The 21718-nt window shown below is 65.6% G+C and carries 16 protein-coding genes; 5 read left to right on the top strand and 11 right to left on the bottom strand.

Going from position 1 to position 21718, the window contains the following annotated elements:
* Positions 1–49: 49 nt before the first annotated feature.
* Both ACZ4UV_RS45180 and ACZ4UV_RS45175 read left to right on the top strand, forming a co-directional pair.
* Positions 50–361: a hypothetical protein gene (locus ACZ4UV_RS45180; RefSeq protein ID WP_467846745.1), complete on the top strand. Its 312-nt coding sequence runs from the start codon at positions 50–52 to the stop codon at positions 359–361.
* Positions 362–705: 344 nt separating this feature from the next.
* Positions 706–1710 (top strand): restriction endonuclease, encoded by a 1005-nt coding sequence (locus tag ACZ4UV_RS45175; protein WP_232646729.1) that lies wholly within the window; start codon positions 706–708, stop codon positions 1708–1710.
* Between the two features lie 100 nt (positions 1711–1810).
* Here ACZ4UV_RS45175 and ACZ4UV_RS45170 read toward each other — a convergent pair whose 3' ends face one another.
* The 4 genes from ACZ4UV_RS45170 to ACZ4UV_RS45155 form a co-directional block, all read right to left on the bottom strand.
* Positions 1811–4960: a hypothetical protein gene (locus tag ACZ4UV_RS45170; RefSeq protein WP_467846737.1), complete on the bottom strand. Its 3150-nt coding sequence runs from the start codon at positions 4958–4960 to the stop codon at positions 1811–1813.
* Positions 4957–6048, bottom strand: coding sequence for a hypothetical protein (locus ACZ4UV_RS45165; protein ID WP_467846732.1), 1092 nt, complete (start codon positions 6046–6048; stop codon positions 4957–4959). Before ACZ4UV_RS45165 ends, ACZ4UV_RS45170 begins: the two co-directional genes overlap by 4 nt.
* A gap of 154 nt (positions 6049–6202) precedes the next feature.
* Positions 6203–7477, bottom strand: coding sequence for a hypothetical protein (locus tag ACZ4UV_RS45160; RefSeq protein ID WP_467846729.1), 1275 nt, complete (start codon positions 7475–7477; stop codon positions 6203–6205).
* Positions 7474–8745, bottom strand: coding sequence for a Wadjet anti-phage system protein JetD domain-containing protein (locus ACZ4UV_RS45155; RefSeq protein WP_467846727.1), 1272 nt, complete (start codon positions 8743–8745; stop codon positions 7474–7476). The genes ACZ4UV_RS45160 and ACZ4UV_RS45155 overlap by 4 nt, the downstream gene beginning before the upstream one ends.
* Before the next feature lie 642 nt (positions 8746–9387).
* Here ACZ4UV_RS45155 and ACZ4UV_RS45150 point away from each other — a divergent pair.
* Together ACZ4UV_RS45150 and ACZ4UV_RS45145 are read left to right on the top strand one after the other, a co-directional pair.
* A complete protein-coding gene (locus tag ACZ4UV_RS45150; protein WP_467846724.1) occupies positions 9388–10290 on the top strand; it encodes an SRA domain-containing endonuclease in 903 nt (300 codons plus the stop codon).
* A gap of 122 nt (positions 10291–10412) precedes the next feature.
* The gene (locus ACZ4UV_RS45145; RefSeq protein WP_232646723.1) at positions 10413–10589 is read left to right on the top strand and encodes a hypothetical protein; all 177 of its coding nucleotides are present in this window, start codon (positions 10413–10415) and stop codon (positions 10587–10589) included.
* A gap of 168 nt (positions 10590–10757) precedes the next feature.
* Here ACZ4UV_RS45145 and ACZ4UV_RS45140 read toward each other — a convergent pair whose 3' ends face one another.
* The 4 genes from ACZ4UV_RS45140 to ACZ4UV_RS45125 form a co-directional block, all read right to left on the bottom strand.
* On the bottom strand, positions 10758–12341 hold the full coding sequence (locus tag ACZ4UV_RS45140; RefSeq protein ID WP_467846716.1) for a hypothetical protein: 1584 nt from the start codon (positions 12339–12341) through the stop codon (positions 10758–10760).
* A gap of 594 nt (positions 12342–12935) precedes the next feature.
* The gene (locus ACZ4UV_RS45135; RefSeq protein ID WP_467846713.1) at positions 12936–14411 is read right to left on the bottom strand and encodes a hypothetical protein; all 1476 of its coding nucleotides are present in this window, start codon (positions 14409–14411) and stop codon (positions 12936–12938) included.
* 321 nt (positions 14412–14732) lie between these two features.
* A complete protein-coding gene (locus ACZ4UV_RS45130) occupies positions 14733–15392 on the bottom strand; it encodes a PIN domain-containing protein (RefSeq protein ID WP_232646720.1) in 660 nt (219 codons plus the stop codon).
* A gap of 37 nt (positions 15393–15429) precedes the next feature.
* Positions 15430–16626, bottom strand: a complete 1197-nt coding sequence (locus ACZ4UV_RS45125; protein WP_467846711.1) for a helix-turn-helix domain-containing protein — start codon at positions 16624–16626, stop codon at positions 15430–15432.
* Positions 16627–17065: 439 nt separating this feature from the next.
* Here ACZ4UV_RS45125 and ACZ4UV_RS45120 point away from each other — a divergent pair, with 439 nt between their 5' ends.
* Positions 17066–17611, top strand: coding sequence for an IS1096 element passenger TnpR family protein (locus tag ACZ4UV_RS45120; protein WP_467846705.1), 546 nt, complete (start codon positions 17066–17068; stop codon positions 17609–17611).
* Between the two features lie 412 nt (positions 17612–18023).
* On the opposite strand, the gene ACZ4UV_RS45115 is transcribed toward ACZ4UV_RS45120, so the two are convergent.
* The 3 genes from ACZ4UV_RS45115 to ACZ4UV_RS45105 are packed head-to-tail and all read right to left on the bottom strand — an operon-like array spanning position 18024 to position 21278.
* Positions 18024–18794 carry a hypothetical protein gene (locus ACZ4UV_RS45115; protein ID WP_232646717.1) on the bottom strand — a complete coding sequence of 257 codons (771 nt, stop codon included), beginning with the start codon at positions 18792–18794 and terminating at the stop codon, positions 18024–18026.
* Complete coding sequence (locus tag ACZ4UV_RS45110) at positions 18791–20839, bottom strand: hypothetical protein (protein WP_467846695.1); 2049 nt, start codon at positions 20837–20839, stop codon at positions 18791–18793. The genes ACZ4UV_RS45115 and ACZ4UV_RS45110 overlap by 4 nt, the downstream gene beginning before the upstream one ends.
* 1 nt (position 20840) lies before the next feature.
* Entirely contained in the window at positions 20841–21278 is a 438-nt protein-coding gene (locus ACZ4UV_RS45105; protein WP_467846690.1) for a hypothetical protein, read from the bottom strand.
* Between the last annotated feature and the right edge of the window lie 440 nt (positions 21279–21718).

The raw sequence follows: 21718 nt of genomic DNA, 5'->3' as shown, positions 1-21718 counted from the left end.
CCATAGGCGGATAGCTATCCGCCTATCCGGACCGACCGGAGCAGCTCGCGTGCCTGATCACTCCCCCTACGCCCGCCGACTACGTGAAATCGCCGACGCGCTCGACGCCGAGCCCCAGCAGATCGATGACGTTCTCACGCCGCACCCGGACACCCTGGACGTCATCAAGGACCGGCACACCAAACGCGGACAGTTCAACCACGCCGTCCCCGAAGTCCTCCAGCTCCAGCGCCGGATCCGCCGCTACAACGCCGACACCGGCGTACCGCACGGAGACATCGTCGCTCTCGCCCTCGACACCTGGCTCCGCGCAAAGGGCTACCCGCCGAGCCTCACCCCCACCAACACGACCGCAACATGATCGGCAGGCCGACGAACTGCGAAGGGGCTTACCTCTACTGCAGTCCCATACCGACCGGGAGGCGGAAACATCCCCCGCCGCTCGGTCGTGTTCGGCTACCCGCCGAACTCTGGTTGGCCGGGCAAACCGACGACTCAGTTGCCTCCCGGCTCAAACCCAAGCACCACGTCCGCTAAAGCGCTCCACCGCACACGCGATTCGGAACGGACATCAAACAGGCGAATCTTCAGAGACGATCAAGCGTCACATGCACCGCTGGCGACGAGGCAGGTATCCCTTTCACGCATGAACAGTAGGGCGGGAGGCCGCCTTGGGATGTCAGTGCCCCCGTATACGCTCCCCCGGTGATCATTGACCGTACCGCTCGCGTCGTCCCTCCCCGCTACCCCGACCGCGACGTACGCAGCAGGATCGGCGACGCCTTGGGTAAAGCCGACGACGCCGATCTGCTCGCTGCGTACCTGTGGGTCCAGGAAGTTTCGATCGGCCGCGAAGCCTGCACTGCGCTGCGAAGGCAGAGAGATGCCCTCCGAGAGAATCTCCAAAGACTCGGCAGCCTCAAGAGCACCTCACACTTTCGTGGGCGCACCTGGGACTTCACTCGGGCCGAACTTGACTCGATCTTCGACGCATTCATCAAGACGGTGAACGATGAACTCGACCTCATCGATGGCTCCTTGCTGCAAGCAAGCCTGGCCTTCGAGGAACTGAGTAGGCTGCCTGAAGAGGACCTATCCACACGCTACGCTCCCGGCCGCGTCGACTCTCCGCTGAACACCATCGCCGAACAGTGGGACGAGATCGCCCCCAGCACAGAACGCTTTGCGGCAATGAATGACCGGGCACTCGCAGAGGTCGAACGCCTCACAGTCGTCGACGACCGAAGGAACGTCTTCGCCCAGAGCCAGAAGAGCTACAGTCTGCGGCGCATCCAGGAGCTCGATGGCAAGGACTTCGAAATTCTCGTCGCCTGGCTCACTCAGCGCGACGGAATGAAGGTGATCCGGCAGCACGGCGGTACCGGGGACCGGGGGGCAGACGTCATCTCTCAGACGCCGGACGGCCGACGCGTGGTGGTGCAGTGCAAGCAGACCAGCAGGTCTGCCAAGCACCTGGTGACCAGTACGAACGTCCAGACGTTCAATGGAACCGCGCGCCTTGAGCACAAGGCTGACATCGCGCTGATGGTCACGAACGGCACTTTCTCCGACCCGGCGCGTGACTTCGCCAACGATCACGCGATCCACTTGATCGGTGCACCGGAACTGGAGCGCTGGGCTGCATGGGGAGACTCCCTGTACGAGGTCGTTGGCATCTCGCGGGCAAGCGCCCTTGAGGCACCAGCCTGATCGCCCTGCCCCAGGCGCGGGTCGATCGCACCCACCACGCGCCCGAGTTGGCTACCCGCGGGGCACCCGGCAGCAGTGTGGTGTTGCTGCCGGGTCGGTCTCAGCCGGCGAGTCGCCGGGTCAGTTGTTCGGCCGTGAGCTCCACTCGGCCAGCTTGAGCGTCGTATCCGAACATGCGGGTGGGCCGGTTGAGGTAGTCGGACTTTGAGGGGTACTGGAAGTAGAGAATCTGCCCGCACACCGGGGCTACGTCTCGCATCAGTGTGTCTTGGCAGGTGCCCAGGACGGTGATGCCGTGGGCGGTGGCAACTTTGGTGATCGCGCTGAGCACTTCACGGCGGTGTTCTTGGCCCAGGGAGTCGCCTAGTTCGTCTAGGACGAGCACACGCCCTTGGGCGTGAGGAGCTGCCAGGAGAGCGGCGAGAACGAGGTGGATGGAGAAGAGTTTTTCCTGGGCGGTGTTGGTGACGGTGTCGTAGGCGAGCATCGGGCCGTTGGGGTTGCGTCGCCATCGCGGTGTAACGGAGCAGCGCCAGCTGTGGTCGGTGTCCGTTGGTGGGTCGATCTGGTAGTGCAGGTCGGCGCCGAAGAGACCGGCGTCGCGGTTCAATTGGTCCAGGGCCGTGGTGATGTTGTCGAGGGCTCCGGCAACGCGTTGGGTGATAACTTCCTGAGTGTGTCGGAGTTCCTCGGCGAGGGTCTCCACCGAGCGGGAGATGAAGACGTTCTCCTCAAGGCGTTCGGCACGCACCTTCTCTACGGTGGTGTAGATGTCGGCGTCGGCGGCCTCGTTGTCGGTGAGCCACTCGCTGAGCGCCTGCAGCGCGGCGTCGGCCTTCATGCCGGGGTCCGCGTCGTCGAGGCGGCTGGCGTGGGCGAGGGCGACGGTGGGATAGCCGCTGGTTCCCGCCCGAAGGGAGAGGGCGACCATGCAGCCGTCGACGGTCGCGTTGGCGGCCATGTGGAGTTGGGCTGCGGAGCGCCGTTCCCGGGGCTGTTCCCCGTGAGGCGCAGCAGGTGGAAGTGGCGCTTCGGTGAGAAGCTGCGTGTACTGCATCGGTAGCCAGTCCGCGGGCCAGTTCAGCAACGTACGGGCGGCTTCCGCGTCCAGCCCTCGGTCGGCTGCCGCAGTGTCGGCGCCGTGTCGTTCGATGACCGCCTCTTGTTCGCGGCGCTCAGCGTCACAGTTTTGGAGCGTGACGTTCGTTTCCTGGATGCGCCGCTCGAGTTCTTCGATCCGTTGCTTGCGGCCGCTGAGGGCGGCTTTGGCCATGGCCCAGGCGTCCACTGCCTCTTCGAGGAGTGCTGCGACCTGGGGAAGTGTGCTGCGCCTGTGGGTGAGTCTGTCCGTGGCTTCGCGGTGGTCTTTCAGCAGTTGCGGTAGGGCTTCGAAGGCCAGGGCCCGTTTGAGTTCAGCCTCAGTGAGAGTAATACGGCGTGCGAGGTGCGCGAGGAGGTTCTGCGCTTTCTGCTGGCTGAGCAGGGCCTCGTCGTGACGGGCGCGCAGGTGGGCGCACAAGGCAGCCCGCCCGACGGTTGGGTTGGGGAAGGATCCGACGATGTGGACGCCGAGGGCGCCGACGCTGGAGTGCGGGGGTTGTTGGGTCCATTGGGTCTGGGCGGCGAGGGCGTGCAGGAAGCCGCGTGCCGGTTCTGGCGCCGAGCGGATGCCTTCCGGCCACGGGATCTCGTCGCCGGTGGGTGATGTGGCGGTTACGGTCCGTTCGGGGTCCTCTGTGATCAGGACTGCGCCGGGCAGTGCGGCCAGTGCTTTCAGGGCGATGGGCAGATCGGAATGTGCCACGCAGACGGCGTGGCGCCATGGGTGAAGGGCGGCTTCCCACCTGTCTCGGGTCTGGTCGTCGAGGTCGATCTGGTCGAGCAGGCCGACTCCGCTGATGTCCTCCTCGGCGGCCAGCGCGTTCAGGACCTCTCCGACGAGTCCTGCTTGTCCTTGCTCAGCTTTGCGGAGTTGGTCGGCGTAATGGCGGGCGTCACGTTGGGCGATGCCGCAGTTGATCTCTGCTTCTGCCGTCTGCTGGGCGAGCAGTGTCAGCTGTTCTTGGAGCGCGGCAGCGGTTTCGCCGGGGTGCGTGGCACTGAGATTCCGGGCCTCGTCTAGCGTCTTTTGGGCCTTGGTGAGTTCTTCTACAAGGTGGCGTTCCTCGGTCTGCGCGTTGGTCAAGTCGGTGAGGCATTGTTCTTTGGTCTGCTCGGCTGTTTCACGGGCCCGCTCAAGTCCGGTGAGGTTGGAGGCAGCGGTCTTCTGGGCCTCCAGATGTCCGAGAAGATCGGTCGTCGTCTTGAGGGTGGCCGCGGTCTGGGGCAGGAGAACCTCGGCACTGCGCAGGCGTGCGGTCTCGTCCAACAGGGTGCGGGCCAGGGCAGCGCGGCGGTCGGCTACGGCACTGCCGATCTTGCGGCGGAGTTCGTCTCGGGCCTCTGCCTCGCGGAGCATGGTGTCTTCCCGGGCGAGTGCCTCTTCGTGCCGTTGAAGGGCCTTGGCGTACTTGGCTCGCTTGTCCTCCAGCGCCTTGCGCTGTCCTTTGTCGTGTTCGAGCAGGCTGGAGCGGCCCGACAAGGTGATCAGGGCATCGCCGATGTGATCGGGTGAGTAGGTGCCGGCTTCGAGCTTGAGCAGGGAGGGCCGTGAGCGTACCTGCCCGCGGGATGCCACGTAGGCCAGTACCTTGGGCGATCGGCCGTAGAGCTGGTTGGCGTATTCGCTGGAGCCCACTGCCTCGACACCGAGTTGCTGGTAGAAGGCTGGTGCTGCGCGGTGACGTTCGTCGTCGGTTCCATCGGTGAGCAGGTGAACGCCGGGGTTGTGGCGTACTTGGACATGGGGTGAGTCGTTGCTGATCTGCAGCCAGACGCTGTGCGGGCGGCTGCCGTCGGACTCTGCGAAGACGCCGGCGATGTAGCCGCGGTCGGCTGCGTCGACCAGCTGGGTGGAGGCGCCGGCGATGACGGGTTCGAAGAGCAAGTTGACGGTATTAGCTGTGCCGTTGCTGGTGATCTGCCACTCGGGGTCGCCCAGGAGCAGCGCCACGGCGGCGAGGAAGCTGGTCTTGCCTGACTCGTTGGAGTCCTTGGGGCCTCGGCCGGTCACAGCGATGAAGGTGCCAGGAATCAGTGCCACCGGGTCGCTGGTGAGCCGGGCGATGGCGAAGGTCTGCACAGCGACCAGTTGCCGGCTGCCGATGATGCCGGTGGACAGCTGACTGTCGGGGCCGGTCGGGATGGTCACGGGTACTCCTGGGACGGGGAGGAGGGGCGGGCGGCTTGGCGCCGCCGTGCAATGGCGCGGGCGAGGTGGCCGTCGGGCCGGCCGGCGAGGATGAGGTCCTCCCACAGGGCGGCGATGCGGGTTTCGCTCAGGCGCTGCAGGCACGGGCCGGGGACGTAGTTTCCTTGGCCGGCGGTGTCGACCATCCCTGCCGCGGTCAAGGTGCGCAGGGCCTCCCGGATCGTGGTTTTGGTCAGGGCGCGGTTGCGGGCGAGTTCGCGCAGGGTGACGGAATGCTGGGTGGCGTTCCAGTGCGGGTGCGTATGGCGTCCCTGGGCTCGCGGCAGAGCGACGGTGTGCAGAAGGACGAGGGCGAGGACGGTTCGCTCGGCAGGGCTCAGTGTGCCGATCCCGGCTGCGGCGAGTGCTTCGGCGACCGGGTCTGGGTATCCGGTGGTCCAGTTGCCCTGGGGTGTGCGGATGAGTGTGCGGCCGATGCCGGCCAAGGCGGCCTGGACGTGGGCACGGATGTCGGGGTCGTTGAGGGCTGGCAGGTCGCGTGGGGGCAGTGGGCCTCGTGCGATTTCCAGGGCGGTGATGATGCTGCGGCTGATGTGCTCACTGCTGTGTTGAGGACTCGCGTCGGGCTGGGTGAGCTCGTGCGGCGAGGTAGCGGTATTTGGATCGTCAGCGTGTGCCTCGGGGGGATGGGGTGCGCAGTGCACGGCGTGCTGCTGGTAGGGATCGGGCAGCCGGTGGTGGCCTCTGCGGAGCGCGGCGATCGTAGGACCGGGCAGCGTGGCCACGGCGGGCCCCAGATGCAGCAAGGGGCCGACCGCCACGATGAGCCCGTGTCCGGGCAGTACGCGTTCCAGAGCGGTGGAGACGCTCTTGCAATCCGCGCCCAGGTGGGCGCAGGCGGTCTCGATCAGCTGGGCGGAAAAGGGCTGCCCGGGGTAGTGCGGCAGGGTGGGATCGGGCCACGCGGCCTTCAGGCAAAGGGCCCAGACCAGGGTGGGAATGCGGGCCAGAGCAGCTGGAGCTTGCTCCCCCAGCTGCTCGACGTCCGGGGCGCTGCCGGCGGGCCACCCCAGTCTCAGCGTCATCATGCTCTCCCCGGCGGCCCGGAGCTGCAGCACGGTCCGGCCAGCTCGCCCGGCGGCGTCGGCGGTTTCCTTGAGCAGGGCACTTCGGGGGGCGGCGACTGATCCGGCGGCTCGGATAGCGGCCAGCAGGAGCGCGGAGGGGGACGGTAGGGCGCTGTCACCGGTCACGGTCGTGGCCTCCCACGTCGGTTCCGGCGTGGAGGGTGATGTCGTGGAGGTAGGTGACCTTGGCGGTGGGATCGACGCGTACTGGCACGGCGATCTCGATGTGGCAGTCGACGAGGGGGTCTGCATCGGCTGCCAGGAGGTCGACCAGCAGTCGTCCGGCTCCGGGCCAGCCTCGTGCTTCGAGTACGTCGGCGAGGGCTGTGTGCTGCTGTCCGCCGAGGAGGTCCTCCAGGAGGATTTCCTGGCGGAGGTTTTCGTGCTGGGTGGCGTCGTCCAGGGCGGCGAAGGGATCGGCGGCGTCGTCGGGTGTCGGCTGGGGCGGGGCCGGACGCGGTCGTGGCGGCCGCTGCGGGGTGTACGAGGCTGCGGTGTCGATCACGTGCTGGCCGTCGATCCACACCGGGGGCGTGTCGGCGACGAGGGACTCACCGAAGTGTCCGAGACGGTCGACGCCGGCGGTTTTGGCGAGGTGGAGGTACTCGGCGGGGGTAAGGACGTCAAGGTTCAGGCTTCCGCCGCCGTGCTCCAGGATTTTGTCGATGGCCGCGATGAGTTGCTCGCGGTAGAACTGTGCGGCTTCGATCAGCGCGGTGGCCGCGTCCTCCAGGACGAGGTCTCCGGAGAATGCCCGGGTGACAAGCTCGTTCAGATCTGTCACTTGGCGGGTGAAGTCGGTGTGGTCGTGCTGGCGCTGGGCGTTGATGAGTTCTGCGGGCGTGGCCATGATGACCTGCCGCTGCAAATCCAGTGCGAAGACAGTCAGTCCGTGCCGGCACGTTCGCAGTGCTTCCAGCACGGGGGTGGGATCTGGGTCGTCTCGTTCCAGCAGCTCGCGTGTACGGTCCAGCAGGCCGATGAGTTCGTCGACTCCCCCGTGCAGGGCGAGGCGTTCGGCGGCGATGGCGCCGGCAAGGCCCGCGGGGCGCATGACGTAGCGGTCCTGGTGCTTCTTGAGGACGTAGGGCTCCAGGAAACTCATGTCAATCATCAGCGACAGGCGCGAATCCAGGACGGCCAACGGCCAGCCCCTCCCGCTGGGTCCCAGAAACTCCCGCATCTGGTTTCGGGTCAGTCCGCTGGAGGCGGCGTGCTCGGCGAAGACAGCGACGACGTCCGCGGCCAGGCGAACCAGTTCCGGGTCCTTCACCAGTGCCTCGCGGTGCGCTGCCAACGGCGCGAAGAATGCACGCCAGTTCATCAGCCGTTGGCCGGGCGCGAGGAGAATCTGGTCCTGCTCGTCCAAGGGCAGCTGGCCGCTGCTCACCGTGTCTGCTCCTGGCTCAGGTAGGCGACCTCAGGTACGGGCAGGTGGAGGAAGGGCTCCAGCAGCTCGGGCAGGCGGGGAAGAACGGAGGGGTAAAGCGTCTCCTGCTCTCGTGACTCCCCGCTCTCGGCGACGGCGAGGGCCAGCTCGCGCAGAGGGCCTGTCACGTGCCGTGCCAGGTCCGCGGCATGTTCGGCGTCAAGGGCCTTGTCTTGCTCAGGATTCTTACGCCGCCGGTATGGGCCGTCGCGCCATAGGTCCACGTCCATTCCGACGGCGTGCACCGATGTGCCGAGCCGGCGGGACAGGTCATGGATGATGCCGATGCCGTCGGCGTCCAGATCACACCAGGCGACGATCGGCCTGGGCTGCAGCCACTGGAGGAACGTGACGAGCTGGTCGCGTGCGTAGCCAGCGCCCCAGACGCACAGCCACTTGGCGGTCAGCTCCGGCAATCTGCGACAAACCGCTCCGAAGGTGTCGGAGTTCTCGATCACCAGTACACCGCGGGCGCTGCATTGGGCCTGGCCGATCACTCGGATGCCCTGAGAGGGCAGCCCGACCCAGGGTTGAGCGACCGAGGCGTCCGCGGCGACCTCGCCGATGTGCCACGACAGGGGTCCCTTCACCCGAAGATCGGTGTCTTCTTCACGCACTGCGTCCTCGAAGTCCACGCCGATGAGGTTGGCAAACCCGACTTGTTGCTGTGCCGTCCACGTCTTGGAGCCGCCCAGCGCGTGAGCGGCCAGTTGCTTCAAGGTCACTTCTTTCTCCCCCTGACCACGCAGCTTCCACCACTGCGCGGCGGCCCGGACCGCGGCCTCGTAGACCGACCACGCCGCCGTCTGGACGCGGCTTCCAGTTGGAACGACCAGCCCGGCTCCTTCGGGGACTGCGGCAAGAAGCTGGCGCTCCTGCGCGAGCTGCTCTACCGGTTCCATTAGCTGTAGAAGCTCACGGCGCGCGCGGCGCGGATCACGCGCACCACGCAGTTCCGCCAGGCGATCTTCCGCTTGCTCCTGCCAGGCCTGAGTCAACGTCCAGCGCACCGGGCGACCCAGGTGGAGCAATTCGTCGACCTCACAACGCAACACCACGGCCCCGCAGCGGACCAGGTCGGCCGCCACCTCGAAGGCCTGCGCACCGAATCGCTTGACGACGGACACCCACTCGCGTCGACCGGAGTCCAGGACCCACACCAGGTGCGACGCCGACAGCCCTTCAGGCGCTCCGAACAGGGGCACCTCGCCAGCTGGAACCAAATCCACCCGCCTGACGTTCAATTTCCGCCGTCTATCACGCGGCAACCTGTCCTGTCCGTCTCGCCGTGTCGGGACTGTGACGGCACGCAGTCCCTCCGGTACTCCCTCAAGTACGACGGGCACCCGCCCGAACGACTCTCCGAAGAGCAGCCCGTCCCCGGTGCGCGCGGCGACTCCCACAGGTCTCTCTCCCCCCGGCCGTGGCCTTCGCCAGCAGCCCTGTCGCTAGGCCTCCCCGGCTCGATACGGCAGGGTGCTGGCCAACAGCGGCGTGTGCCCCATCGAGGCTATCGGTGCACTGAATACAGGACAGACCACATGAGTTGAGGCCTACATCACTTCTCAGGAATGTCATGATCACGTTGTTCGATCGGTAGTCCACGCCCATTAATCAGCCACTTGCCCCATCGAACCCGTCCGCCCGAGCGCAACCACACGCCCCCACCGGGTCCACGCGGCGACGCGAAGCCAGCCGACCGCGACGGAATATAACAAATAGATAACTAGCAGGAGCACATGAGTGCACCTTTGGTCCGCAGTAATCCATAAATCATCGACTGGAGTGAGCCTTCTGTGAGCTTCCTGCTATGCAAACCAGGGTCGAATACCAACCTGGTTTAGTTACCCTCTGTACTGGGAGGTGAGGGCATGACCGATACAGAGCTGGTAGTGGGCGAGGAACTGACGCGGCGCGAGCTGCACCGGCGTTTCGGCGGGACCCCACAGGGAGGCATCGCTCCCTCCTCTGCGTCGCGGATGGTCATGCTTTTCACCATGGGCAGTTCCCCCGCCTCGGACTACACGGGGTGGGGCGACGACGGGACCTTCCACTTCATGGGGCAGGGCGCCCGTGGCAACCAGACGATGACACAGGGGAACCGCTCCCTCCTACGCCACCAAGAAGACAACCGCACGCTGCACGTGTTTCACCGGCTCCCGAATCGGCCTACCGGTGGGGCTCCGCTGTATCGCCACTTGGGACGCTTCCGCCTGGACGACGAGACGCCGTACTACTCCGCAGACGCCCCGGACGACGACGGCACCAACCGCAACGTGATCATCTTTCGGCTTCGGCCCATCGGCGCGATCGCCGATGGAGGCCCGCAGCTCCCCAGGACACCAGCGACAACGGTGCGCATCGTCGAACTGCAGCCGACTTACCAATCCAGGCACACCTCGGAGATACGTCCGTCGCGTGCGCACACCGAAGCACAGCTGGTGGAAAGCTACGCCGCGCATCTGCGGGCATCGGGGCGCAGCCTGACCCAAGCTCAGCTGACACTGGCCGGCGAGACCACGCCCTACAGGGTGGATCTGCTCGACTCCACGGAGAACCGGTTGATCGAGGCGAAGGGGAGCGCAACCCGGGCTGCTGTCCGTGAGGCGATCGGGAAGCTGCTGGACTTCCGGCGGTTCTTCAACCCCACGCCGACCCTCGCTGTACTCCTGCCCTCGCAGCCGCGAGAGGACCTGCTCGATCTCTGCGCGTCCCTGTGCATCGAGGTCGTATGGCCACGCGAAGACGGAGGTTTCGTATCGACCCATGACTGACGGTCGGGATGACACCGCACAGGCATGCGACGCCATCCCGACCGCCCTCCCGGTCTCACAGGGTTCCTAGGCGCTGTGAGTAACCGCACCCATGTCCAGCATTGAACAGGAGCTTCTCCAGTATGTCCGATAGCGGCACCACTGCCGAAGGCAATCACGGAACCGATCCGGCGATCCTCTACATGTACAGCAGCGCGCTGCTGGCCGGAGTCCTACTGATCATCATGGGGCACACCACCCCGCTGGAGGCCTCGGGGTACGTCTCCCCCTTCCTCGTCCTTTTCGAGCAGAGGCGATAGCCATACGCGACGGCCGCTCTCCGCAGAGCGGCCGTCGCACCTGTTGCCGGGATCGGCTCACGAGGGAGTCGGCTTAAGCAGCTGACGAAATACCTCAGCATCGGCGGCCAGTTCTCTCACTGTCTGGCCTACTCAGGTCATGAGCGTGACCGCCGACGGCCAGTATGTTCAGACAGGTTCCAGCAGATCGACTACGGAGAGTCTGGTTTCGCCGTTGACGAGCTGGAGGGCGACCTCGGCCCGGGCCGCAAGGTCTAGAGGGGGGAGGTCCTCGGCGTACGCGGCGTGCACGATACGGTCCAGGCCTGCGCCTACGAGCGGCGCGGCTGTGCGAAGCGACGCCTCTAGCGCCACGCCCTGGGTGGCACCGCCGTGCAGGATGATGTTCCGGGTGCGGTACAGGCGTCGCAGCGCGATCCGAAAGGCTCCCGCGACGTCGTTCAGAACTGGTCGGGGGTCTTGGACCAGGTCGGCCATGCGCTGGGCAGCGGGATTGTCGGAGTATTTGGTGGGCGTCCGGGTGAAGTCAAGTGCCCCGGCTCCTTTGGTACGCAATGCCTCGGCTACCAGCCTGGCGCGTTCCTGATTCGTCGTGCAGGCCGCGATTGCGCGGGTGAGGTCATCTGCTTCCCGGGGCTTGTGTCGGTGTGCGAGGGCGGTGAGCTCGGCGCGGGGCCAAGAGCAGGCGATGATAGCCGCCATCCGGTCGGCTGCCACCGCTTTGCCCGAGCGCTCGTTCTCCTTGGGATCGTCCGGATGCGAAAGCAGCGATTCCACAGCGGCCCAGGCCCCGGCGACAGCCGGAGCCATCGGACCACGGTTGACCGCGGCCGCGAGCTCCAGCGCATCATCGATCCGGCTGCGCTGGCTTGCGATTCGGTAGAGGTGTCCCTCGTTGACCAGGGTCAGGACATCCGCGCCCCGAGCCGGGGGTTCGAGCGGGACAGGCTTCGCGTGGCGTGCGACCCAGATGAACGGGAGAGGCTCTACACCGCCCCGGTCCCTGCGCAGGAACTGGGCGCGTGCGGTCATGCGCTCCACCAGCTGCCGTGCCTGCTCGGCGGCGCTGAAGGGGTCGCGGGCCTGGACCTGGTAGATGAACCCGCCTCCGGGGCGGACACCCGATGTGTCGTGGCCCTGCTCGCGCAACCAGCTCACGACCTTGCCTTTGTCCAGCCAGTTCTCAAGCGGCTCTGCCAGCTCCCGCCGGGGCACCTTCTCCAGCACCACCAGCACCTCGAACATGCTGGCCGGGGTCCTGGCGAGTTCTGCGGAGCTGTCTGCGATGTCTGCCGTGGTTGCGCGAGCCTGATAAAGATCGTTCGCCCATGCCTTCAGGTGGCTGGCGCTATATCCCAAGTCCAGGAGGTGAGAGGCGACAGTGCGGGAGTAGCGCTCCGGCTTGACGCGCTCCTCGACGGGAACATTTACGGCGGCTGCCCAGCGTTCCAGGTAGCCGGCCCGCACGTGGCCGATGATCTCCTTGAGTCGGCGGCGGGTGGGGCTCGGATCCGGCAGCGGCTTTTTCAGCAGCTCGGTGAGCTCCTTACGCAGCTCCCTGTCGCCAAGGCCTCGATCGGGACCGATCAAGGCGTTGAGCTCATTACGTTGCCAGTCACAGGCGGTCTGTGAGAGCACCCCGTGGGCCTGCCAGTAGCCCGCCTCCCACAGCTCTTCCAGAGCCAGCACGGATCCTATGTCCCACAGCCGACGCGCCCATGGCGTGCCTTCGTCAGTGAAGTAGTCCGCCATCCGGGCTAACACGTGCCGGGCGTAGGGCTCCGAAGCAGGGGGCGATGCCATCGCAGCACCCTAGCCGATCACCACACTGCGCCCTGCTCATCTAGCAGAGTCCGTGCTACATTGGCAGCAGACTTAAAGGGGCACTCGCCGTTCCGCGGCCACTGCCTCTTTCTTCTTTTTCTTCCAAGGCGTCTCCCCTGCGGTCCGAGGTATGTCCAGCTAGGACAGCGTCTGGGGCCGGCGGACACTGCGCAACCCCCCGAAGCTGGCTGCGCGCGGTGACTGAGCAACACGGCAGTGGTCTTTACGCCCGCGCTCCGTACTCACCCCGGCGCCCATCAGTGACTCTTGGAGCAAACCGGCACACCAAACGCGGACAGTTCAACCACGCCGTCCCCGAAGTCCTCCAGCTCCAGCGCCGGATCCGCCGCTACGGGCGTACCGCACGGAGACATCGTCGCCCTCGCCCTCGACACCTGGCTCCGCGCAAATGCTACCCGCCCGACCTCAAACCGCGAGAGACAGAAGTTTCATGACGGGCATCGCTCTTTACCTCGCTCCGGAGAACAGGGAAGGGCGAATTCTCCCGGAGTAGGTGCACCATCACTCGGACATGGCAGCGACCCCCGGTACATCACTGTCAGTAACGACTGTCGCTGCGGCACTATCGCGCAGGGAGGGAAACCTCCTCTTCCAGCGCTGTACGTCATGTCGCTCGCGGACGGAGAAACGGTGGCCGACGGTCTCCTCCAACGAGACCAGTCGGGTAAGGAGGTCCAGCCGTTCTTTGTCAGACAGTCTCCTGTTGCGCAGACGAACGATAATTTCCTTGGCTTTCGTCAGGTCTTCGCGCTCAGCCCGCTGCTTTTGCCGTGAACGGTCTGCCGGCGCCTGGTGCTCGGGCTGGGGTTGCGGCTGAATGTTGACCGTGTGAGACGGAGTGGGAGGCCTGGGCGTTGGCACCGGAGCAGGTGTCGCCATCATTCGCCGCGCGGACGCCAGGAGTTCCTTTTCTGCCTGTGAGGCTGGCGTGCCCCGCTTGAGGAGCTTTTCTGCCCGGGCGACCAGAGCGCGTGTCTGGGTAACGTCGCGGTTTCGCTGAGCCTTGCCGAGGAGGGTGAAGAGGCGTTGCCGATCACGGTCCTGTCCGTTGTGCCAGTCATGGGCCTCCGCTAGCACCGCGCTCAGCCGGCTGAGGGCTGTACCCCGACATCTACTGATCTCTTGCTCGGCCTGTGCACACAGGCTCTGGACTGAGCCTGTCAGCCCGGCATGCATGTCCAACTTGATCAGGCGGATCAGCTCCCCGATCTGCGGCGAAGCTTCGGATGCCGTTTCATCGCCTGCTCTCCTGCACACGTCCTGCAGCCGTGCGGGGTCGTGGCCCTCGGTGTTCCAGACTCGTTCCACGACGGGTGTCACGAGCCAGCCGTCATCTGCGATTTTGCAGTCTGATGGATCGATGCCCCAGGTCGTGGCTTCCCCTGCGACTTGTGTACCGATGACCATGATCCGTCGACGGCCCTCGCTCCTGAACTTCACGCGGTTGACATACCGCAGCACCTGCAGCAGGTCGTCGCTGATCTGGACTCCGGGCCCCAGGATGAGTTCACCAGTCCCGACCGCTTTCCAATCGATAGGGACGTCCTTGTTCATGTGAACGCGTAGTTTGTGGCCGTTGAGCTCGATGTCCACCACCGAGCCGACCGGTGCGTCATCAAGGCTTACGAACCGGTACCGCGGCTCCAGTCCCTGGCGGTGGAACATCCTCTGCATCGCGCTCTTGACGAAGAGGTGATCGGCGCTGCCGATACCTCCGCCCCGTGTACGCCGGGTGCAATCAGACTGCACACCCTCCGGATCGTGAAGATGGAAGAAGTGGGACGCGCGGGTAACGCATCTCCGTGTCCCCAGCTGCCGGCCGCATCCCCCCAACAAGGGGCTGCACCAGAATGTGGCCCCTTGCGTCTCCTCCTTGAAGATGTCCAGTTCGATCGGGTCCTCTGGACAGATCACCGGCTCGTCTGAGTCGGGATCACCCAGGACTGCTGTCTGAATCAACCTCGTGTCGAAAGTCATGTCCTGCCCTTTACCGAAACGCGGTACTGCAGTGTCGGCCGTCCGCATGCTCCTTGATCACGAAGGGCATGTGGCTCGTCTCCCGAGATCGTACTGACGCCCACTGACAACCTGGATCCCACCGAGGGTCACAGGGCTGGCAGGTCGCTTCCCACGAGTGCTGAGCGCCACCGGAATCGGGAGGCATTGGGCGAATTGCCCTGGCCCTCAGTTGAGCCAATCATCTGTCACTTGTCCGGCGCACACATGAGATAATGGGGACGGAGTAATTGCTTCGTTGATGCGATGAAGGCGAGTAACGGAGTGGAACCGGGCCTGCCACTACCCCTCCGACTTACGGGCCAGCCATTCCTTGAAACGGACGGACAGTGACGTGTACCCGTAGGGTGGCAGCCCGTCGCCGAATTTACGAAGCTTTTCGTAGATCTTCTTGAGGTCACCCTCGGTGGGGAATTTTCCGAATTCGACAGCCATTTCCAGAACATCCTCGACGGTGATGATCTGGAGATCGCGGTCTGCCGCGAGGGCCTGGCCGCCCTGGTCATCGATGGCGACCAGGACCTCGTGACCCTGGTCCTGGTAGTGCACTCCGTGGGCTACGACGACTGCTTCGCCGAGATCCTTCGACTCCCGCAGGGCATCTTCGAGTTGACGACCTCGCACTTCCACGAAGACCTCAACCACGCGGTCGGGTGCTGACTGGGCTTGGAGCGCCGGCAGCACCCTGACGCAGTCACTGTTCGTGAAGCGGGCCCATCTGAGCTTGATCCCCTTGTACTTCCGGTCTTTGCGTGCGACTTCGTCGCAGACTTCTTGTGGCACGAGGAGCACGAGGTCGGCCTTCTGCAGGACGTCCACCAGGAGGCGCTGGAGGTTTGCGCCGACGAAGTGCACGCAGATGACCGCGTCCAGAATGCAGACCGGTTCCTGTTGCTCCAGTGAAGCGTCCTCACCGGATGCCTCTATCCGCTCCTCGGGCAAGCCCCACCCCTTCGACGCCTCCGTCTGGACTACTCTACTAGTCCTTCGCCAAGCCGCGGGCGACCAACCGCGAGAGATTAGCGCGCTTTGGACTCGGAGGGCTGGGAACTATGCCAGCTTCCCTGAGTCCGGCTTCGACCTCTTCCGGACGACGCCCTTCAAGCATAGCCAGAGCGCGGACTCCAATCATATTCCGACGGTATGCTTCGACCGCGCGCTCCAGGATACGCCGAGGAGCCCTTACCGCTTCGGCAGCCTGCTGTTCTTGCTTGTATGCCGGCCCCCAGCCATACCGCTGCGCCAGCTGGGCGCCGGTCGGCCCGCGAAGTTCCTTCTTCTGGATTTCCGTGATCAGCGACATCAATTCAAGCTGGATCAGAATCACGACGAAGCTGACTCGGAAGTGGCGGGCCAGGAGCGCTACCGTACGCTCGTTTATACTGCCCTTTTCAGACAGCCTAGCGGCGGATAGCCATGTGTTAATTCCTTCCTCCGGCGCCAAGAGGTGGCGGGCGAAGGCATCACACCGCCGCTCCCCGGGCGTTCGCCCGTCATCCAGCTCGTGCACTTGGGCACCGTCGTTCCACAGCAGGTGCCCAAGCTCGTGAGCGAAACTGAACCGCTGACGTTCTGGGACGTCGCAGGCACGCACAGCGATGAGTGTGGTCTCACGCTCTGGATCTGTGGCGGTGAATCCGTCCGTCGTCCTGGGCAGCTGCAGCACTGCTGTGTCTACGCCGGTGAGTTGCTCGATCAGCTCATCCACGTCAGCGATGGGCGCACTGCCGAGGTTGAGAGCCACCCGAACGCACTGCGCCAGTTCCTTCGCCTGCTGCTCCCGCGGCAGGCGCTCATCCGGCACGGGCAAAAAGCCATCCGGCTTGCGCTGCTGGGTGGCCGCGGGCCCTAGCTTGTCCAGACGAGCATCCAGCTCAAGCACTTCCAGGGTGTGCCGCAGGGCCTCCTCACGCTCCTCGGTCACCACGTCGTTGACCCTGGCCGCGATGCGCACTCTGCTGCGTACAGGATCTCCGCTGGTCAACAGCCGCACCGGAACGTCCAGGGCAACTGCGAGGCGATCCAGCTCAGCGAGCGTCACGTTGGCGCGGGCGCCACTTTCGATGCGTGTCAAGGTTGGCTGGGAGAGGTGAGCGCGAGCGGCGAGGTCGCGCTGGCTGAACCCAGCGCGTTCACGCTCACGGCGGATCCGCTCCCCCACAAGCTCAAGATCCACGTAGCACCTCCTTCTGAATCAATTCTACCCGTCTGATTCACGATGGCGAGTGATATGTGTATCACTCGCCACTGACAGTCCTCGCCGTGGAGCTGCCAGCACAGATGGAGGCCAGGAGCCCGGCAGGCCAGCGGACGGGTTCGCCACGTGGCATCCCACGGGTGAAGATCGGCAACGATGCCGTGTGAACCTCAGGAACCAATCGGCTGCTGCCGGACCGGCGTAAAGGGAGACTGCCCTCTTGGCCAAGGTCCCGATTCGGTGCTCGCCCTCCCACGCGACGCCACTGCAGCGTGCCCCTTCGGCAAGACCACGCCCGAGCTTGTCAGCTGCCGGTTGGAAATTCCCCGCGTACGTGCAGCGTGTTTCCCTATGGGTCAGTCACACTCAGTAGCCTCGGTGCTGGCTCGTGGATCTGGCGCATGAAGGGGTTTTGATCGTGGCACGTACCTGGCTGTCCATCCGGGTGGAGTTGGTCTCTGGGCACGGTGCGGACCTGTGGCCTCGCCCCGGCCGGGTCTTTGCCGGCGCGCCTTCGCATTCCTTCGCCCAGTTCGCCACGGCCATCGATCTCGCTTTCGGCCGCTGGGATCTGGCCCATCTGCACCTGTTCACGTTGTCCGACGGCGCCCGGGTCAGCCCCCTGGACTGGTGGGACGACGAGGCCCCGGACGGCACCGTGGACGGCCATGCGACCAAGTTGAGCAGGCTGCAGGCCGGCGAGCGGTTCGCCTATGTCTTCGACATGGGTGATGACTGGGCCAACCTGTGCACGGTGGCGGACAAGCGCATCGATCCCCTCGACGAACTCGGCGAGGTGCCCGACCTCCCGGTTCCCTACTGGGGCTGGGGCAGCCTCCCGGACCAGTACGCACGCCGCTGGGACGGGGACGACGGGGAGTCGCCGATGCCGAGGCGGCCGGCCCGCGGGCTCAGCGATCTGCCCCCGATCCTGCCGTGGTGGGGCGAGCGCCGCCGAGGTTGACCTCACGCTGCGTACTCGAAGTGGCCGCCAGCGGGGAAGGGAAGTGGCCACGGTGGGGAGCTGAAGTGGCCGCGAGCGGGGAAATGAAATCTGCTGGCCGCCGGCAGGCAATCTGACGACGAACAGCTCTCCTCGGGCACCTCGACGCGGTGAGGCTGCCAGCGGCCTCTTCATTGCCGCTTGCGTGAACAGCATCAGTCCCTGCTCTGAGTGTGCCGATCGTCTGCAGCCGAGGGACGCCGAGCACCGGGGGTGCCGTGACCGTGTTGCCGGAAGGGGGCCTCATCCGGGTGCCGCCGGATACGTGCTTGCCGCCAAGCGACGTCGAAGGACGGCTTGTCAGGGCTGGTCCACATCAGGCGGAGGGCGCTGCAGCTGGTGAGGGGCGCCAGGATGCACCTCAGTAACGTGGTCATGGGCTTCCGGGACCGCGTGATCCCGTTCCGTTCTGAGCGGCGATGACTTCGATGGCCACAGCGTGTTCGGGTTGCCGAGCAGCCCGCATGCCGTCGGCGAGGAGGCTGAGCAGCATGCGTTTCTGCTCGTTGCGGGAGAAGGTGGTGAGGAAGTCCCGCAGAACTTCGAGCAGTTGGGCCTCGAAGGGCTCCTCATCGTCAAGGGGGTAGTTCCGCAGGCGATCGGCTGTCTGGCGCAGGACCTCATCGCTCGGGGGATCCGGCAGTCCGGCCGCCGGCTGCGCTGCCTGCTGCAGCCACCAGGCAAAGACCCCCGCTGGGTGCGCGAGTTCGCGTACAAGGGCCCGGTTGCGTTGGCGTGTCAGGGCTTCCTGAATGCCCTGCTTCCTGCTGGCCTCAAGCAGTGCCCGGACCGCCTCATCATCGTCAGATGCGAGCGTGAGACGGCACTCGGCTCTCACCTCAAGACCGGATTCTGTGTCGATGCGGCGTGATCGCCGCAGGCTTCGCGCACATGCATCCTGGGCTGCTGGCAGGTCCCGTGGGTCCATGTGCCGTACCGCGTCCGCTGCCGCTGCCCGCAGGGCGAGGCGGACCTGGTCCGCGAGCGCATCGGGGTCGTAGGCACCGGATGGGCCGGCCTCGGGGTAAGCGGTGATGGTCGTGGTGAAGCGAATGCCTGGGCGCAGGCTCGACAAGACGGCGGGGAACTCGGTGATGCCGCGCCTGAGAGCACGCCGCCGCGATCGTGCCGATCGGTACGTCATAGGGCGGCAGCCCCCTCGTCTCCTGCATGAGGGGTGTGGTTTCGGCGCTCGTGGCGGCGAAGCATGAGTCGTTCGCGCATGGCGATGATGGCGGGTGAGTTGTAGGCGACGCCTTCCTTGCCGAGCAGGAATGCGGCCATCGGCCCGGTGACCATGTGCTCATCGACGACTCGGTCGAGAACGTGGACGACTGCGTCGTCGGCGAGATCGTGGTCGGCCACTGCTTCGGCCCACTTCTCAAGCAGCCGTTCGCAGCGATCGGCCAGGGCGGGATCAGCCAGGCAGGCGCACCAGCCGGTGACCAGTTCGTCGGCGGTCTCAGGGTGCGCCAAGGCGTCGTTCAGCAGGAGGGTGACGGTGGACGGTGCGGCCTTTGGGTCGAGGAGCGCGAGAAAGGCCCGGCATCCGGCTGGCTTCGCTTTGCCTTCGATCCAGCCGGTGATCGCCTCCCATACCTGTGGCAGCAGAAAGTCGTCCTCGGCCATGGCCCGCAGGGCCTTCTCACCGTCGGCGACGGCTTCATCCACGATGGGGCGTCCCATGATGTGGCGGAGGCATGTGAGCGCCTGACGGGGATAGATGGCGGCGAAACTGCCCTGGCAGACCACGGCCGTAACCCGTGCCGGGTCCACATCCTGCTGGGCCCAGTCCCGCAGTCTGGCGCGGGTCACGGTCCCCAAAGTGGGGTCGGCCGCGGCCGTGGCGAGCATCGACGCCGCCGCCTCGCGGCCGGCCTGGTCTCCGGACGTCGCCCAGGCCCGGGCGACGTCGAGTGGGCCGAGATCCTGTTCGTCGGTCGCGAGTTGCACGAGGAGGTCAGCGATCTGGGAGAGCCGGCTGAACCCGAGTGCACCGTGTTTGGTGAGGAGCTTCACCCAGGCCAGCAGAGGTTTCTGCACGTCGCTCAGTTGACGCCAGACATAGCCGAGAACTGCGTTGGGGTATCCAGGCTTGTGCGCGAAGGAGACCTTGCCGGAAGCGACACGCGCTTCGACTTCCTCCAGACGTGTCACCAGGTCGGGTCCGGTAAGGATCTGGCGGACGCTCTTGGAGGTCTTCTCCTTCAGCAGCAGGCGGGACGCCGCGAGAACGTCGGGCGGCGCGAGGCCTTCGAGCGCGATGGCTGCCAGCAGCAACGCTCGGTCATCTGCGTTCTCGCGGGTGGCGGTGAACACCTTCTTGACGACGTCCCGCCAGTGTGTGGCGGCGGCACGCGCCGTCTCCACCGCATGGGGAGAGTCGTCGATTCTGCTCAGTTCCAACGCCAGGGCCGCAGCGTCGCTTGGATACATATCGACGCCCAACAGGTCGGTCAGAACGTGGCCCTGGTCGTCAGCGTTTGCCGTCAGCCAGGCCCGCTCAGCCACCGACGGGTACAGACGGGCGAGATGGGTCTGAACGATCTCCCTGCCCGACGGCGCGGCCGTGGCACGAACAACGATGCGGCCAAGCCCCGGGGTCTGGCTGGCGGGCCAGCCGTCCTGGCTGGCGATGACAATCAGGCGCGAGCCCTTTTTCAGCAGAGCGTCGCCGTGACCGACGATCTTCTTGGCCACGGCCACGGGGTCAGCCCACCCGTCGATCTCCTCGGAGACGTCGAGGATGTAGCCGCGGCGGCGCTTAGCCGGCAAGAGCCCCTCACCCGGCTGCTCCCAGTCCGGCAGGACGTGCTCCAGGACCCACGGCGCCCCTGCCTGCTCGGCGACGTGGTCACGGCCGTAATCAGTGAGCGCCTTGACCGCAGCAGCGGTCTTACCCATGCCGCGTGCTCCGGCAATCACCACGACCGGTTCCTCCTGCTTCAGGAACTCCAGCACCGCGGGAGCCGTCGCAAGGAGGTCCCCTTGCCGGTCACGTTTCGCCCAGGCACGCCTGACCGCTGCCAGTTCATCGCGGGAGACGGGGACCGTGCTCAGCGTCTGACGCGTGTGGAGGTTGATGTCCCGCCCGGCCATGTACAGGACGGAGTCCGAGATATCGGCGGCGCTGAGCTGGTGAGCGGGCACGCCACCGTTTCTCTCGGCGCTCGCAGCGGCAACGGTCACCTCAGCGCTCCCCCTTCCTTGAGGGAACGCCGTAGTTGATGCCTCCGTCTCCAGCATCGATGTCGCCGAGGGACTGCAGGATCTGGCTGTTCGTGTTGTTGTACGCGGCCATCGTGGACGCAGGTGAAGAGGCTTCGTCCTGGGTCGGCAGCAGCTCACGCAGTTCGTCGGCCATCTCGGGGAAGCGGTCGAGGTAGGCGGCAAACTGCCGCACCAGACGTTCCTGGATCGCTTCCCGGTCTGCTTCGGACGCCTCAGGCAGGCTTCGCTCGATCTCGTCCAGCATCTCCAGCTGACGGCTTGACGTCTCCTGGCCGTCCCTGCGCAGGAAACGCGCAATCTTCTCGCGCAGCAGCTGCCAGCCGCCGGTGAGCATCTCTGTGATGAGTACCTGCGCCCCGTGCGTGGCCAGCACCATCACGTCCAGCTCTTGGCTCATGATCCCCCGATCTTCACGCCTGGAGTAGGCCTGGGACAGCGTGCGAGACGTACCGGACCGACAGCAACCAAAGCTCGCGGAAGCGTCTGAAATCCGACTTTGCACGGTCAAACACCGCGTCATACCCAATGGCCGGATACTGCTGGCCTGTCCACCAGCAGGCCCAGGTCTCATCCAGCAAGCGTTAACCAGTTCGAAATGCATAGGCCAGCCGGGATTGCCTCACCGGGCCGCAGCAGTCGACAAGAATGGCGCAAATACAGAACAGGTTGAACTACGCCTGTATGAGCCCTTCATCCCTCTATATACCCCTGAGGATGACAGAGCTGAAGGCGCCCAAGGTGCTTCTGATGCTCCGAGAACTCCGGGTTCCCGGCGGCGCCCTGCCCACCCGCATCACCGAGGAGGATCCGGCGCCCGCGCCTTGCGGATACGCCCGA

Source organism: Streptomyces sp. NPDC028289, from assembly GCF_055565975.1.
Note: the sequence above shows the minus strand (reverse complement) of the source record. Positions and strands in the feature narration are given on the sequence as shown.

Excerpts from the sequence above, each read along its gene's own strand:
- ACZ4UV_RS45165 (WP_467846732.1), bottom strand. The coding sequence starts at position 6,048 with ATGATGACGCTGAGACTGGGGTGGCCCGCCGGCAGCGCCCCGGACGTC.
- ACZ4UV_RS45150 (WP_467846724.1), top strand. The coding sequence starts at position 9,388 with ATGACCGATACAGAGCTGGTAGTGGGCGAGGAACTGACGCGGCGCGAG.
- ACZ4UV_RS45145 (WP_232646723.1), top strand. The coding sequence starts at position 10,413 with ATGTCCGATAGCGGCACCACTGCCGAAGGCAATCACGGAACCGATCCG.
- ACZ4UV_RS45140 (WP_467846716.1), bottom strand. The coding sequence starts at position 12,341 with ATGGCGGACTACTTCACTGACGAAGGCACGCCATGGGCGCGTCGGCTG.
- ACZ4UV_RS45135 (WP_467846713.1), bottom strand. The coding sequence starts at position 14,411 with ATGACTTTCGACACGAGGTTGATTCAGACAGCAGTCCTGGGTGATCCC.
- ACZ4UV_RS45115 (WP_232646717.1), bottom strand. The coding sequence starts at position 18,794 with ATGACGTACCGATCGGCACGATCGCGGCGGCGTGCTCTCAGGCGCGGC.
- ACZ4UV_RS45105 (WP_467846690.1), bottom strand. The coding sequence starts at position 21,278 with ATGAGCCAAGAGCTGGACGTGATGGTGCTGGCCACGCACGGGGCGCAG.